13 protein-coding genes are annotated in these 14,710 nt (G+C 63.5%); 11 read left to right on the top strand and 2 right to left on the bottom strand.

Annotated features, from left to right (window positions below):
* From BMZ79_RS34895 to BMZ79_RS31050, 5 genes are all read left to right on the top strand, one after another.
* Positions 1 to 190: hypothetical protein (locus BMZ79_RS34895; RefSeq protein ID WP_218154847.1), on the top strand; the 190-nt coding region annotated here is incomplete at its 5' end.
* Positions 187 to 1,554, top strand: coding sequence for an alpha-galactosidase (gene melA, locus BMZ79_RS31035; protein WP_090648389.1), 1,368 nt, complete (start codon positions 187 to 189; stop codon positions 1,552 to 1,554). The genes BMZ79_RS34895 and melA, both read left to right, overlap by 4 nt.
* A 58-nt stretch (positions 1,555 to 1,612) precedes the next feature.
* Positions 1,613 to 1,909 (top strand): iron chaperone, encoded by a 297-nt coding sequence (locus BMZ79_RS31040; RefSeq protein WP_256253279.1) that lies wholly within the window; start codon positions 1,613 to 1,615, stop codon positions 1,907 to 1,909.
* A gap of 209 nt (positions 1,910 to 2,118) precedes the next feature.
* On the top strand, positions 2,119 to 2,433 hold the full coding sequence (locus tag BMZ79_RS31045; RefSeq protein WP_090648394.1) for a DUF1806 family protein: 315 nt from the start codon (positions 2,119 to 2,121) through the stop codon (positions 2,431 to 2,433).
* Positions 2,430 to 3,137, top strand: coding sequence for a PIG-L family deacetylase (locus BMZ79_RS31050; RefSeq protein ID WP_090648397.1), 708 nt, complete (start codon positions 2,430 to 2,432; stop codon positions 3,135 to 3,137). The genes BMZ79_RS31045 and BMZ79_RS31050 overlap by 4 nt, the downstream gene beginning before the upstream one ends.
* 172 nt (positions 3,138 to 3,309) lie before the next feature.
* Here the strand turns inward: BMZ79_RS31050 and BMZ79_RS31055 are convergent, their stop codons facing one another.
* Positions 3,310 to 4,476, bottom strand: a complete 1,167-nt coding sequence (locus tag BMZ79_RS31055; RefSeq protein ID WP_090648400.1) for an acyl-CoA dehydrogenase family protein — start codon at positions 4,474 to 4,476, stop codon at positions 3,310 to 3,312.
* Positions 4,477 to 4,808: 332 nt separating this feature from the next.
* Between BMZ79_RS31055 and BMZ79_RS31060 the strand changes: the two genes are divergently transcribed.
* The 6 genes from BMZ79_RS31060 (at position 4,809) to ilvB (ending at position 13,761) form a co-directional block, all read left to right on the top strand.
* Positions 4,809 to 6,599 (top strand): sensor histidine kinase, encoded by a 1,791-nt coding sequence (locus BMZ79_RS31060; protein ID WP_177222439.1) that lies wholly within the window; start codon positions 4,809 to 4,811, stop codon positions 6,597 to 6,599.
* Complete coding sequence (locus BMZ79_RS31065) at positions 6,596 to 7,669, top strand: response regulator transcription factor (protein ID WP_090648405.1); 1,074 nt, start codon at positions 6,596 to 6,598, stop codon at positions 7,667 to 7,669. Before BMZ79_RS31060 ends, BMZ79_RS31065 begins: the two co-directional genes overlap by 4 nt.
* 155 nt (positions 7,670 to 7,824) lie before the next feature.
* Positions 7,825 to 9,183: an ABC transporter substrate-binding protein gene (locus BMZ79_RS31070; RefSeq protein ID WP_256253264.1), complete on the top strand. Its 1,359-nt coding sequence runs from the start codon at positions 7,825 to 7,827 to the stop codon at positions 9,181 to 9,183.
* Between the two features lie 94 nt (positions 9,184 to 9,277).
* Positions 9,278 to 10,162, top strand: coding sequence for a carbohydrate ABC transporter permease (locus BMZ79_RS31075; RefSeq protein ID WP_090648407.1), 885 nt, complete (start codon positions 9,278 to 9,280; stop codon positions 10,160 to 10,162).
* Positions 10,159 to 10,983 carry a carbohydrate ABC transporter permease gene (locus BMZ79_RS31080; RefSeq protein WP_090648410.1) on the top strand — a complete coding sequence of 275 codons (825 nt, stop codon included), beginning with the start codon at positions 10,159 to 10,161 and terminating at the stop codon, positions 10,981 to 10,983. Before BMZ79_RS31075 ends, BMZ79_RS31080 begins: the two co-directional genes overlap by 4 nt.
* A 795-nt stretch (positions 10,984 to 11,778) precedes the next feature.
* A complete protein-coding gene (gene ilvB / locus BMZ79_RS31085; protein WP_256253266.1) occupies positions 11,779 to 13,761 on the top strand; it encodes a biosynthetic-type acetolactate synthase large subunit in 1,983 nt (660 codons plus the stop codon).
* Between the two features lie 392 nt (positions 13,762 to 14,153).
* Here ilvB and BMZ79_RS34605 read toward each other — a convergent pair whose 3' ends face one another.
* Positions 14,154 to 14,408 carry a hypothetical protein gene (locus tag BMZ79_RS34605; RefSeq protein WP_177222440.1) on the bottom strand — a complete coding sequence of 85 codons (255 nt, stop codon included), beginning with the start codon at positions 14,406 to 14,408 and terminating at the stop codon, positions 14,154 to 14,156.
* Between the last annotated feature and the right edge of the window lie 302 nt (positions 14,409 to 14,710).

The following is a 14,710-nucleotide window of genomic DNA, read 5'->3' on the forward strand; positions in this document are numbered from 1 at the left end:
CGCAAACCAATCCGCTTTTGCAGCGGAATGCCGCATGCCCAACCTCCGGTTGTACACGCAATCCAATCCGCTTTTCTGGAAGGTTTTGGAGGGATGGCGGCGAATAGCGTTACTAGCCTGCGCTTTCGCCGCGCCGCGTCGCGAGCGCAGCCGCACCCATCCCACGCTCTTGAAGGAGGAACTGGCATGACCGCGAAAATCGCATTTATCGGCGCCGGCAGCTTGGTGTTTACGAAAAATTTGGTGCGCGACCTGCTGACCTTCCCCGCGTTTCAAGACAGCACGATTGCCCTGATGGACGTCAATCCGGACCGGCTCGCGTTCGCGCAGGCCGCGGTGGAGCGCATCATCGCCGCCGGCGGCTACGGCGACGTCGCCGTCGAGGCGACGACGGACCGCGAAGCGGCGCTCCGCGGCGCGGACGGCGTCGTGATCACGATTCTCGTCGGCGATCTGGACGTGTACCGGCACGACGTGGAGATTCCTAAGAAATACGGCGTCGACATCAACATCGGCGACACGCGCGGACCGGCGGGCATATTCCGCTTCCTGCGGACGCTGCCGGCGATGCTGGACATTTGCCGCGACGTCGAACGCATCTGCCCGAACGCGATCGTCCTGAACTACACCAACCCGATGGCCATGCTTTGCCGCGCGCTGCAGGGCGAGACGAAGGTGCAGGTGACGGGGCTGTGCCACAGCGTGCAAGGGACGGCGGCCATGCTGGCCGGCTGGATCGGCGCGCCGACGGAGGAAGTGACGTATACGTGCGCCGGCATCAACCACCAGGCGTTCTACCTCGACTTCAAGTGGAACGGACAGGATGCCTATCCGCTCATCCGGGACGCGGTGGCGAACCAACCCGCCGTCTACAACGAAGAGATCGTCCGCAACGAGATGTTCCTGCACCTGGACTACTACGTGACGGAGTCGAGCGGCCATAATTCGGAATACAACGCGTGGTTCCGCAAGCGGCCGGAGCTCATCGAGCAATACTGCCTCCACGGGACGGGCTGGAATCCGGGCGAGTACGGCCTCATCGTGAAGTACGGCGAGAAGATGAAGAACCAGTGGCAGCAGCAGATGGAGCAGTGGCGGGACGCGCCGATCGACCTCGCGCGCGGCGAGGAATACGCGGCGTATATTTTCAACGCGGCGTTCGGCGACGGCACGCTGTTCAAGTTCAACGGCAACGTGCGGAATTTCGGCTTGATCGACAACCTGCCGGAAGGGGCATGCGTCGAGGTGCCGGTGCTGGCGTCGCGCCGCGGCCTCGAGCCGATCCATGTCGGCAAGCTCCCCGACCATCTGGCGATTCTCGTGAACACGAGCGCGCGCTGCGAAGAGCTGGCGGTCGAAGGCGCGCTGACGGGCGACCGGCGGAAAATCTTCCAGGCGGTCGCGTTCGATCCGCTGACCTCCGCCGTCTGCAGCCTGGACGAGATTCGGCGCATGGTGGACGAGCTGTTCGAAGCGAACCGCGGCTGGCTGCCGCAGTTCGAAGGCTACGGGCGCCAAGAAGCGCAAGCGGCGGGGCCGCGTACGGGCGCCTAACGGCGGCCCGGGGAAGGAACGGCCATGGCAGACAACGGAACGGCCCCGGCTGCGGGCGATCATCCGCGAGGCGGCGCCCGAAGCGCAGGAGAAGATCAGCTACGGGATGCCGGCCTTCGAGCAGCACGGCATCCTGGTGTATTACGCGGCCAACAAGCAGCATATCGGCTTCTATCCGACCGCGAACGGCATCGCGGCGTTCAAGGACGAGCTGGCCGCGTACAAGAGCTCGAAGGGCGCCGTGCAGTTCCCGTTCGGCGAGCCGCTGCCCGCGGAGCTGATCCGCCGGATCGTCGCGCGCCGGACCGCGGAGAACGAAGCGAAGGCGGGCGCCAAGAAGGCGAAGAAGCGGTAACGCGCGCGGCGCGCCGATCATCGGCGAACGCAGGCGGACGGCGGCAGCGCGAGGAAGCCGGGGCGGCGATGCCCCGGCTTCTTCGCGTGCACACGGCTTCCCGTGCGCGGCATACGCATTTTCGGTGCTTTACGGACTCGGCGCCCGGCGCCATTCGTGCTACAATAAGCCTGATTTCTAAAAAAATAACCGGTAAAGGATCCTGTGCGATGATTAAAATCAACAAGCCGCAAGCGGAAGCCGAGCTCATGCGGTTCGTCGGGACGGAGGCGTACGTGCACAGCGAAGCGACGTCGTTCGTGTTCGTCCGCAACTTCAAGGTCAAGGTGACCCACGCCTACCTCGCGGGCGAGGCGCCGTCCTTCCGCGCCGCGCTCCGGTTCGACGGGCACGGCTGGCTGCGCATGGAAGCGCTCACGCATTTCGAAACCGACGAATACGGCCGCCTGCTGCTGGCCGGCTACGACGACAGGGGACGCATGCATACCGCGCTCCACCTTGGAAAGGAGCCGTTTCCGGAATGAACACGCATGCACAAGAGACGCGCAAGCTGCTGGCGGTATTCGCCCATCCCGACGACGAGACGTTCATCTGCGGCGGCACGCTCGCCAAGTACGCGAGCGAAGGCGTCGAGATTACGCTGGTCAGCGCGACGAAGGGCGATATGGGCCGCCGGATGGGCAATCCGCCGTATCTGAACCGGGAAACGATGGCATCCGCCCGCGAGCAGGAGCTGCGCGAAGCGTGCGACTGCCTCGGCATCGGCGAACTCATCTTCTTCGGCATCCGCGACAAGACGGTGGAGTTCGAGGACGAGGAATCGCTGACGGGGCGCATCGAGGCGCTGATCCGCGAGATCGGGCCGGACGTCGTGCTGACGTTCCACGAGCGGTACGGCGGCCATCCGGACCATTGCGCGATCGGCAAAGCGGCGACCGCCGCGTTTCGCCGCTCCGCAAGCAAGGGCGCGCTCTATTTCATTACGTTCGGCGACGCGATGGAGCATCCGAAGCGCTACGGCTATACCCGCAAGGACGTCATCAAGGTCGACGTCGGCGCCCATCTGGAGGCGAAGCTCGCCGCGTTCCGCGCGCACCGCTGCCAGACGGAGATCGACGAGTGGGTATGGCTGGCCGACGACGAGGCGCTGTCCCGGTTCGGCGATTACGAGTATTTCCTGAAAGGCGACCCGGACGCGCCGCAGCGGGCCGGCGACGATTTGTTCTAGCAGGCTATCGCGCGACGGGCGACGGTCTGCTTGAGCGTGCGGAGCATGGAGCCGCGAATGGAAGCGTCGTAGGAACGCGTATGCCGCAACCGGAATAGCCCGGGCAATGTTGCCCGGGCTATTCTTGCGCAATGGCCGTGTTATGTTCCGCGCGCCTTCCGCCCCTCGCGCCTTAACCGGGCATCGACTCGCCCAGCGCGGCGGCGGCGAGGCTCGAGACGACGGCGTTGTCCATCGGCGGGTTATGCAGGCCGGCGCGCACGTCGCGGTAATACCGCTCGAGCGGATGGCTGCGCGACAGGCTCGCGCCGCCGACGATGCGCATCGCGAGGTCGACGATCCGCAGCGCGTTGTTGGTCACGGCGTATTTCGCCAGGCCGAGCTCCGGCTTGAGCGACGTCCGGCCCTCCGGCTCGCGGTCCCAGCGGTCCGCCGCCTCGTAGAGCAGCGCGCGCGCCGAGCGTAGCGCGATCTCCATCTCGCCGATCTGCTGCTGCACCGGCGGCAGGGCGGCGATCGGCTTATCCATCGTGTTCGGGCGGTACGTGCGCGCGAAGTTCAGCGCGAAGTCCCGGGCGGCGAACGCGATCCCCATGTAGCAGGCCGGGATGTGCAGCATCCAGCCGGCTCCGTCGTCCGTGCCCTTGCCCGTCAGCCGGCCCTCCGGCGCGGCGTAGGCGCCGTCCAGCACCACGTCGTGGCTGCCGGTCGCGCGCATGCCGAGCGTATCCCATGTCTCCACGACCGTCACCCCGTCGCCCCTGCGGACGAGAAATTCGCCCGTGGCGTCTTCGTCCGGGATATGCGCGGTTACGACGAACCGGTCGAGAATCGGCGACAGCGTGCTGAACGTCTTGCGGCCGGTGATCCGCCAGCCGCCGCCCTCGGCGGGCACGGCGACCGTCTCCGGCCGTCCGCCGCGGCTCGGGCTGCCCGTCGCCGCTTCGCTCGCGAACGTGTTGATCATCGCGCCGTCCGCGACGATGTCCCGGCACAGCCCGGCGAAGGCCGCGTCCGGCCATTTGCGGGTCGTCCGCAGATGCAGCAGCTGGCCGACGTGCCAGCCGACGGCGAGCGCGGTCGAGCCGTCCCCGTACGCCAGCCGCTCCTGCAGCAGGACGAGCTCGTGCAGCGATGCTTCTTCCCCGCCGTATTCCTTCGGGACGGTAATGCGTAAGTACCCCGCTTCCCGCAGGTCCGCGAAGTTGTCGAACGGAAACGACCCTTCCCGGTCGTGACGCTCCGCCCGTTCCGCGAAGCGCGCGGCCAGCGCCTCGATTTTCCGGACCCGGGCTTCTTCCATCTCGTTGCGAATATAGCGATCGATATAACGGCTCATCCGTGTCTCACTCCTTTACATCTCGTATTATACCAAGCGGCGCGCGAAAGGGGAGGGCGAAACGGCGTTTTGTCCGATTTCTTCCGGCTCGGGCGCACTGGTTGCGCCGGCTAGGGCGCATTGGCGCGCCGGCCGCTTGGAGTCCCGGCGCGCCCGGTTACGGCCGCGCGCCGCGCAGCCGGCAAGCGGATTTCGCCCAAGGCCCGCTCATCGCGCCGGCGCCAAACGCCCCCCTCCCAGCCATGGAAGCGTTGACAACCCGGCCCGGCAGGCGGCAAACTGGCAGTAGACGCCATCCTACACGATTCTACACGAAGCGGAGATGCTCCACGATGCTCAGATGGACCCTACAAGCTTTGCGCGGAATCGCGCGCCCCTTCCAGCTCAGCCTCCGGTACAAGCTCATGCTGCTCATGGTGCTAATCGCCGTGCTGCCGCTCTCGCTCGTTACGCTGTTCGCGACGAACACGACGAAGAAGTCGCTCGCGAAGGAGGTCATCCGTTCGAACGAATCCCGGATGGAGTGGGCCTCGAAATATTTCGACGAGAAGTTCGACCAGCTGCAGGCGGTCTCCTACTCGCTCCTCCTCGACAATACGTTGTTCCCCAACGCCAACGGCGGCCCGGTCCAGAGCACGGGGTCGCCGTCGTTCGTGAACCAATACACGCTCGACCGGCTGAAGTCGCTGTACAGCGCCAATAACAAGAACATCGCCCAGATCGCCCTCTACCTGAAATCCCAAGGCCGGCTGTACGTCGTCGACAAGGACGCGGGCGTCTCGACCGACCAGCTGAAGACGCCGCAGGCGGATTGGGGCGCGATCGGGCGGACGCACGAAAGCCTGAACCTGCTCCTCAACAACGGCAAGAACACGTTCTCCATCGTGCGCAGCATGAACCGCTTCTCCGACCGCGGGGTGCTCGGCGGCGTCATGCTCGAGGTGCGGTGGAAAATGATGAACAGCGTGCTCGACATGGTCCATTCGGAGGCCAACAGCGAGGTGTTCGTGGCGGACGCGGACGGCAACGTCATGTACAATCCGTACGGCGAGCGGATCACGACCGGCAAGGAGACGGTGAAGGCGGCGCTCTCCGGCCCGGACGGTCCCGGCTACGCGGAATCGAAGCGCGGCTTCCTGTTCTACCAGCCGAGCGTCTCGGGCCAGGTCTGGATCGTGAAGTTCATCCCGATCGCGTACGTGACCGAGGGCGCGTCGTCGACGCTGAACTTCAGCCTGTTCACGGCGCTGGCGTTCGCGATCGTGGCGATCGCGGCGTCGGTGCTGATCGCGTACGTGACGACGCGGCCGATCATCCGGCTGACGAAGTCGATGAAGGCCGTCGAGATCCAAAATTTCGAGGTGGACATCCGCGAGCCGCGCAGCGACGAGATCGGGACGCTGGAGCGCCGGTTCAACTCCATGCTCGGCCGGATCAAGGAGCTCATCCAGACGGAGTACAAGGCGACGATCGAGAAGCGGACGGCCCAGGTGAAGGCGATGCAGGCGCAGATCAACCCGCATTTCCTGCATAATGCCCTGCAGGCGATCGGGGGCATCGCGCTGTCGCGGAACGTCCCGGAGATCAACGATCACGTCCAGGCGATCAGCGACCTGTTCCGCTACGCGATCCGGATGAAGTCCGACCTGGTCACGGTCGCCGACGAGCTCGAGCACGTCGAGAACTACCTGCACATCCAGAAGCTGCGGTTCCAGAGCATGATCGGCGTGCGGATCGAGGCGGACGAGGACTGCCACGGCTGCCGGATTCCGAAGTTCTCGCTCCAGCCGATCGTGGAGAACTGCTTCTTCCACGGCCTGGAGGGCAAAATGGACGCCTGGACGATCGCGATCCGGGTGGAGAAGGTGCTCGACGAGATCGAAATCGACATCGCCGACAACGGCGCGGGCATTCCCGACGCGCGCCTGGCGGAGATCCGCCGCCGGCTGAGCCAGCCGGCGGACGGCCCCGAGCACGGCGACGGCATGGGGATGAGCAACGTCAACGCGCGGATCAAGCTGCTGTTCGGCGAGGAATACGGCCTGTTCGTCTCGAGCGAGGCGGGCAAGGGCACGACGGTCAAGCTGCTTATACCCGCGATCGAGGAGGGGGAAACGGAATGAAGGCGGTCATCATCGACGACGAATTTTGGACGCGGGACAGCATCAAGCGGCTCGCGGATTGGACGCGCTTCGGCATCGAGCAGGTCGAGGAGGCGGAGGAGGGCCTGAGCGGCCTGCGGATCATCGACGAGATCCGCCCCGACATCGTCATCACGGACATGCGCATGCGCGGGATGGACGGCGCGGAGCTGCTGCGGAAGCTGACGGAGGACTATCCGTTCATCCGCAAGATCGTCATCAGCGGCTTCGACGACTTCGCGTACACGAAGCAGGCGATCCTCTCCAAGGTCGACGAATACATCCTGAAGCCGGTCCAGGCGGAGGAGTTGAACCGGGCGCTGGAGAAGGCGGCGTCGGAGCTGCGCATCGCCCGGGGGCTGCACGCCGCGCAGCCGCTCGGCAAGGACGTCATGAGCGTCGTCACGGCGTACAAGGAGCAGATCTCGCGGCAGTTCCAGGAGCTGCGGGCAGGCGCGGTCGGGGAGTCGTTCGCGTCGCTGGAGGCGCTGCTGCGGACGCAGGCGCAGGCGGCGCCGGGGCTGTATCATCTGCTCTACAAGCATTTCATGCTGCTGCTCGGCGAGCTCGCGGCCAAGGCCGGCGCCGACGACGCGTCCGCCCTGCCGGAGCAGGCGGCGTCGTTCTTCGTGACCGACTTCACGCCGCTCGAGCAATGGATCGGCATGCTGCGCGCCGCGTACGGGGCGGTGCTCGAGCAGACGATCCAGCTCCGCCGCAGCAAGCACCGCATCGACATCGAGGACATCCGGCGGTTCATCGACCGTTCGTTCGCCGAGCCGATCACGCTGGAATCGGTCGCGGGGCTCTACTTCGTCAGCAAGGAGCATCTGTCCCGGACGTTCCGGCAGGCGACGGGCTCGACGGTGATGGATTACATCATCGCGAAGCGGGTGGAGGAGGCGAACCGGCTGCTGCAGGCGTCCGCGTCGATCAAGAGCGCGGCGGAGGCCGTCGGCTACTCCGACCTGACGTATTTTCACCGCATCTTCAAGAAAATCACGGGCATGACGCCGGCCCAGGCGAGGCGGGAAGCGGCGGACGAGCGCTGAGCAGGCGCTGAACAATCGTTAAGCAAGCGCTAAGCAAGCGCCGCCGAATATCAATATCGTCCATAACAACGCGCAAATGCGGTCCAATGCCAAGCGCGACGCCTCCCCGTTATACTCGTTACGTAAGCGTTATCACAACCTAGGGAGGTCTTGTAATGAAGAAATCCATCTCGATCTTGGCAGCGGTTGCTTTGCTGGGATTGACGGCAGCTTGCTCTTCGGGGGGCGGCAATAACAACAACGGCGGCGACACCGGCAACGCGGGCGGCGACGGAGGCAACCAGGCGGCGAACAACCAGCCGGCCGATGCGGCGGGCGGCAACGAAGCGGCGGCCGCGCCGAAGAAGGTCGAGCTGAAGATCTTCCTCGGCGGCCTCGACCGCTTCCGCGAGCAGTTCGACGGGTACTTCGAGAAATTCGCGGAAAAAGAGAAAGCCGAGAAGAACATCGAAGTGACGTTCAACTCCGAATATCCGGGCGCGGACAACGCCCCGCAAATTCTCAAGACCCGCCTCGCCACGGGCGACGTGCCGGACGTCTTCAGCCTGCACGCCGGCAACGACATGCCGTCCTTCTACAAGGCCGGCTACCTGACCGACCTCTCCGGCCAGCCGCTCGCGGGCAAGCTGATCGACGGCATCAAGGACCTCGTCTCCATGGACGGCAAGGTCGTCGCGGTGCCGATGGAAAGCTTGTCGTGGGGCTACCTCTACAACAAGAAAATCTTCAACGACCTCGGCCTTACGCCGCCGACGACGCTCACCGAGATGAAAGCGGTCGTCCAGAAGCTGAAGGACAATAAAATCACGCCGTTCCTGCTCAGCTACAAGGAAAGCTGGATTCCGCAATTGTTCCTGCCGCTGACGGTCGGCGGGCTCGTGAACAGCAGCCACAAGGATTTCATGGACAAAATGAACAGCGACCAAGGCAGCTTCGCCGACATCAAGGAGATGTTCGACATCATCGATCTCGTCAACGCGAACGGCACGGACCGCGCGTTCGAGAAGGGCAACGACGACGGCGCGGCCGACTTCGCGAACGGCAAGGCGGCGATGTGGGTGCAGGGCACGTGGGACGCGGACGCCATCCTGAAGATGAACGACAAGATGGAATTCGGCGTCGCGCCGCTGCCGATCAACGACGACCCGGCTTCGCTCCGCATCAACGTCTCGGTGTCCACGGCGCTGTCCGTGCCGCCGAACAGCAAGAACAAGGACGTCGCGACCGACCTGCTGAACTTCATCCTCGACGACCAAGCGTCGAACGACCTGTACCAAAGCCTGAAGTTCAACCCGGTATCGAAGAACCATACGTTCAAGCCGTATCCTTGGGTGGAAGACGCCGCCGTATACGTGAACAAGGGCCAATCCTACCGCGATCCCGCGATTCCGTCCGCGGTCAAGGACGAGTCGGGCAAGGCGCTGCAATCCTACTACGACAAGAAGCTGTCCAAGGAAGACGTCATCAAGGACCTGGACAAAGCGTGGAAGGAAGCCAACGCGGCGAACAAGTAACCGACCGGACCCGGATCACAACGAGCGCACCCCGCTTTCGCCGCCCCGCGCCGGCGGAAGCGGGGCGCGTCTTCCCTAAGGAGTGAATGGAACCATGACGAGCCGACGCCGCAAGGCGACCGTGTCGCTCATTTTGTTCGTGCTGCCCGCCTTCGTGCTCTACCTGCTGTTTCTGGTCATCCCGATGCTTCAAGGCTCGTACTATAGTTTCACGGACTGGAACGGTCTGAACAAAACGTACGGCTTCGTCGGCATTCAAAATTTCGTCGAGGCGCTGCGGGACGACCGGTATTTCCGTACGGCGATCCTGTTTACCGCCAAATACGTCGTCTTCGCCGTGATCTTCACGAACGTGCTCGCCCTGCTGCTGGCCCTGCTGATCGAATCCCGCACGCGGGCGAAGGGGCTGTTCCGGACGATCTTCTTCATGCCGAACATGCTCAGCGTCATCATCAGCACGTTCATGTGGGTGTTCGTGTTCTCGAAGGTCATTCCGGCGCTGTCCGAGCACGCGCTGTTCGGTTTTCTGGATTTGTCGTGGCTCGGCGATCCCAAGATCTCGTTCTGGTCGATCCTGCTCGTCTCCGTCTGGGGCGGCGTCGGCACCCTGATGCTGATCTACATGTCGGCCATCCAGGGCATCCCGCAGCATCTGAAGGAAGCGGCGATCATCGACGGGGCGACGCCGTTCCACATGCTTCGCTACATCACGCTGCCGCTGATCGCGCACGCGCTGACGATTTGCATCTTCCTGACCCTGAACAGCTCGTTCAAGATCTACGACCTCGTCTACGCCTTGACCGGCGGCGGTCCCGGACGAGGCACGCAGGTCATTACGATGAATATCCTCGAGGAAGCGTACCAAGGCAATAACCGTTACGGGTATGCCAGCGCCAAGGCGATCATCCTGTTCTTGATCATCCTCGTCATTACCATGATTCAAGTGACGGTCATGAAGAAGCGCGAGGTGGAAGCATGAGCAAGCGCGTCTATTCCGCGTTGGGGTGGGTCGTGCTCGCCCTGCTGGCCGTTTACTTCCTGTTCCCGATCTACATGGCCATCGTCAATTCGTTCAAGACGGAGGGCGAGGTGTACAGCTCCGTTCTGGGCTGGCCGTCCGCCTTGAAATTCAATAATTACGCCGAAGCGTTCAAGAAAGCGAACATGCTGCACAGCGGCTGGAACACCGTCGTCGTCACGGTGACGGGCATCGTCGGCATCGTCGCCTGCAGCTCGCTCGCCGGCTACAAGCTGTCCCGCACGCGCGGCAAGCTCAGCAACGCCATCTTCATGCTCTTCGTCGCGTCGATGCTCATTCCGTTCCAGACGATCATGGTCACGCTGACCAAGATGGCCCGCGACCTCGGCCTGCAGGGCTCGCCGTTCGGACTCGGCGTCGTCTGCGCGGGACTCGGCGTCAACATGGCGATCTTCCTCTACCACGGCTTCGTGAAGGGCATCCCGCGGGAGCTCGACGAATCCGCGAGCATGGACGGGTGCGGCGAGTGGAGAGGGTTCTTCCTGATCATCTTCCCGCTGCTGCTGCCGATCACGTTCACCATCGTCGTGCTGAACCTGCTTTGGCTGTGGAACGACTTCCTGCTGCCGGTGCTGCTGCTGAACGACTTCCGCCAATACACGCTCGTCCTGACGATCAACATGTTCTTCGGCAAGTACAGCCGGGACTGGGCGCTCATTCTCGCTTCGCTGATCCTGGCCTCGATTCCGATCGTGCTGATCTTCGCGTTCTTCCAGCGCTGGGTCATCCAGGGGATCACGGACGGGGCGGTCAAGGGGTAACGGAACGCGGGCGCCGCGACGATCGGATTCCGGATTGCCAACGCTTCGGCCTTGTGCTAAGATAATGAAAATTCAGACAACGCGATGATGAGAAAGAAAGGCAAACGGTCCTTCCGTCCAGAGAGCGAGGGGAAAGCTGAAACCTTCGCCGGAAGCCCTTGTCCGATGTCGCCCTCGGAGCGGTCGCCCGACATCCCGGCCCCGGCGCTTGATGCCCGGAGGCGAGACGTAGGCGCGAACGGGCCGGCACCCGTTAACGTGCCGCAGGCAGGACGCGCCGGATCGCTTCGATCGCACGGCGGACGCTCCTTGCCTCATGAGGCCGGCATCGCGAGATGGCGGCAAACCAGGGTGGTACCGCGAAATCGAACCCCTTTCGTCCCTTGGCCAGACAGGATGTCTGCGCCTTCGGAGGAAAGGGGTTTTTGGTGTATACGGCGAACGCGATGAAGAGAAAAAAGCGCAGGACGTGCTTACGTCCAGAGAGCGGGGGGAACGCTGAAACCCTCGCCTTAAGTCCCTGCGCGATGTCCTCTCGGAGCGGCCGACCGAAACCCGCGACCGGCGCAGGCGCCGCTGTCGCGGGCGGTAGGCTCGGACGGACGGGCACACGTTACCGTGCCGCGGGCAGGCGCGCCGCAGAGGCGCTCCCTGCCTCGAGAGGCCGAAGCCGCGAGGTTTCGGCGAACCCGGGTGGTACCGCGAAACGATCGACCTCTTTCGCCCCTTGGCCAGACAGCCGACGTCTGCCGCGAGGGGAGGAAGGGGTTATTTTCGATTCGGGAGGAACCGGGCATGAAGCGAATGGAATGGATGGAACAGGCGGAATTGGGAACCCAGGACGAGCAGGCGGAACAAACGAGCATGGAAGCGATGGACGGGCAGGTACGGGCGCAGCGGCTGGGGCTGGATGGTCAGGCGGAACGGGCGGGACTGGCGGAGCAAGCGGGAAAAGGAACGACGGAGCGGGAAGGCCAAGCGGAACGGGCGGAACCGTCGGGGCAATCGGAACAGGCGGGAGAAACGGATGAGACGGAGCGGTGTTCCGCCGCGGCGAGCGGAGAGTATCCGCTAGAACCGGAGACGATCACCGGATCGGAAGCGCTGCTGCGCGGCCTGCTGGCCGAAGGCGTCGAGTGCGTATTCGGCTATCCGGGCGGAAGCGCGCTGAATATCTACGACGCGATGACGGACAATCCGGACTTTAAGCATCTGCTCGCGCGGCACGAGCAGGGCGCCGTGCATGCGGCGGACGGCTACGCGCGGTCGACGGGCAAGGTCGGCGTCTGCCTCGCGACCTCCGGACCGGGCGCGGCGAATCTCGTGACCGGCATCGCCACGGCGTACATGGATTCCGTGCCGCTCGTCGTCATCACCGCCAACGTGCCGACGGGCCTGATCGGCACGGACGCGTTCCAGGAGGCGGACATCGTCGGCATCACCATGCCGATCACGAAGCACAGCTATTTCGTGCGGGACGCGGTCGACCTGCCACGCATCGTCCGCGAAGCGTTTTACGTGGCGAACAGCGGCCGCAAAGGACCGGTCCTGATCGATATTCCGAAGGACGTGTCCAATCAGCGCTTCGCGTACCGGCCGGCCGAGGACGAGCCGCGGGTCCGGGGCTACGAGCCGGCGCCGGCCGTGGATCCCGGCGAAGTAGAGCGGCTGCTGGGCGCGATCGCGGCGGCGGAGCGGCCGGTCATCATCGCCGGCGGGGGCGTCGTCTACGCGGACGCGTCGGCCGAGCTGCTGGCGTTTGCCGAACAGACCCGGGTTCCGGTCGTCACCACGCTGCTCGGGCTCGGCGGCTTCGCGAGCAGCCACGAGCTGTGGCTCGGCATGCCCGGCCATCACGGCGAATACGCGGCGAACATGGCGATTCAGCGCGCCGACCTGCTGGTCGCGATCGGCGCGCGGTTCGACGACCGCGTGACGATGAAGCTGGACGGCTTCGCGCCGCTGGCGAAGACGATCGCCCATATCGACATCGACCCGGCGGAGGTAGGCAAGAACGTGCGGACGGACATCGTCTGCATCGGAGACGTCAAGGACGTGCTGCGGCTCGCGAACGAAGCGGCCAAGCCGGCCCGGTCGGAGGCCTGGCGCGCGGAGCTGCGGGCGAACAAGGCGGCGTACCCGCTGCGGTACCGCGATTCGGAGACCGAGCTGAAGCCGCAGTTCGTCATCGAGCTGATCCACGAAACGACGGGCGGCGACGCGATCGTGACGACGGACGTCGGCCAGCATCAGATGTGGACCGCGCATTACTACAAGTTCAACCGCCCGCGGTCGCTGATCACCTCCGGCGGCATGGGCACGATGGGCTTCGGCTTCCCGTCGGCCATCGGCGCCCAGCTCGGCAATCCCGGACGGCTCGTCGTCTCGATCAACGGCGACGGCGGCATGCAGATGTGCGCGCAGGAGATGGCGGTGTGCGCCATCCATCATATTCCGGTCAAGATCGTCGTCATCAATAACCAAGTGCTCGGCATGGTCAAGCAGCAGCAGGAGATCATGTACGAACGGCGTTACAGCCAGATCGACCTGGCGGGCAGCCCCGATTTCGTGAAGCTGGCCGAAGCGTACGGAATCAAAGGTCTGCGGGCGAGCACGAAGGCGGAAGCCCGGCAGGTCTGGCGGGAAGCGCTCGATACGCCCGCGCCCGTGCTCGTCGAGTTTAAGGTCCCGATGGACGAGAACGTCTATCCGATGGTCGTCGCCGGCACGACGCTGGACCGGATGATCCTGGGCGGGTTCGGCGAACATGAGGCATGAGTAGGGCAGAAGAACGCCAGGGTTGGCGCGGATTGTGTCCGGACGATGCCGGCGATTTGTGAATAGTCTGTAAATTAATCCAAAATAAATGGCTCCAGGCGAGTAGGCCTTGGAGCCATTTTTGTCGAATTTTCGCGAATTCCGGGATGCTTGGCCCGATTAAAACGGAGTTTCGCGCTCGTACCTTTACAATCTCTTAAGCGGTATGCGCAAAAGCGGTGGTTTATACTTTATACGCTGCATATTAGCTATTTTTCAACATATGTCGGATTACGATTAACGGGTCGGGTGGATGGGATTGCAGCAGAGGAGTGGATGGACTGAATTAGCGCGGAAATCGTTTTGATGGCATAGGGCAAAGGTCGTGCGGTCATCAATGGTATTACATATTTCTAGGGAGCGTGAAACACGGGAATGCAGTCATTTATACGAAAGAACCGGAAGTGGATCGGGCTGGCGCTGACGTTCGTCTTGCTGGCCGGCATGCTGCTTCCGCAGCCGCGGACGGCGCGCGCGGACGGAGCGCCGGAATTATTGGCGAAATGGGATAATTTCAGCGCGACGACCATGATGGCCACCGAAGGCAGTGCGGCTAATAAAGGCAATGCCGCGACAGCTTTTTCATCTGTAGGCGCTTCAGGAACCATAAGCTATCCTGGAGGAGCTACGACAGGTAAAGCGGTTTCCAACACGGGCTGGGCGGCGGGAACGTCATATTGGCTCGTGAGGCTGAGTACGGCTGGCTACGCCGGGATTACGCTTTCCTCGGCACAATACAGCTCGGGAACCGGTCCCAAATCCTTTACGTTGGAATACAGCAAGGATAATTCGAATTGGAATACGGTTGTTCAGAAATATGACGTCGGAACCAACTTTACTACGGGCGTGCTTTCTACTATTAGTCTGCCGTCCGGTGCGGACGATTCTTCCGATGTCTATTTAAGATGGC

It is taken from the genome of Paenibacillus sp. UNC496MF (assembly GCF_900113915.1).
GTDB lineage: Bacteria > Bacillota > Bacilli > Paenibacillales > Paenibacillaceae > Paenibacillus_Z > Paenibacillus_Z artemisiicola.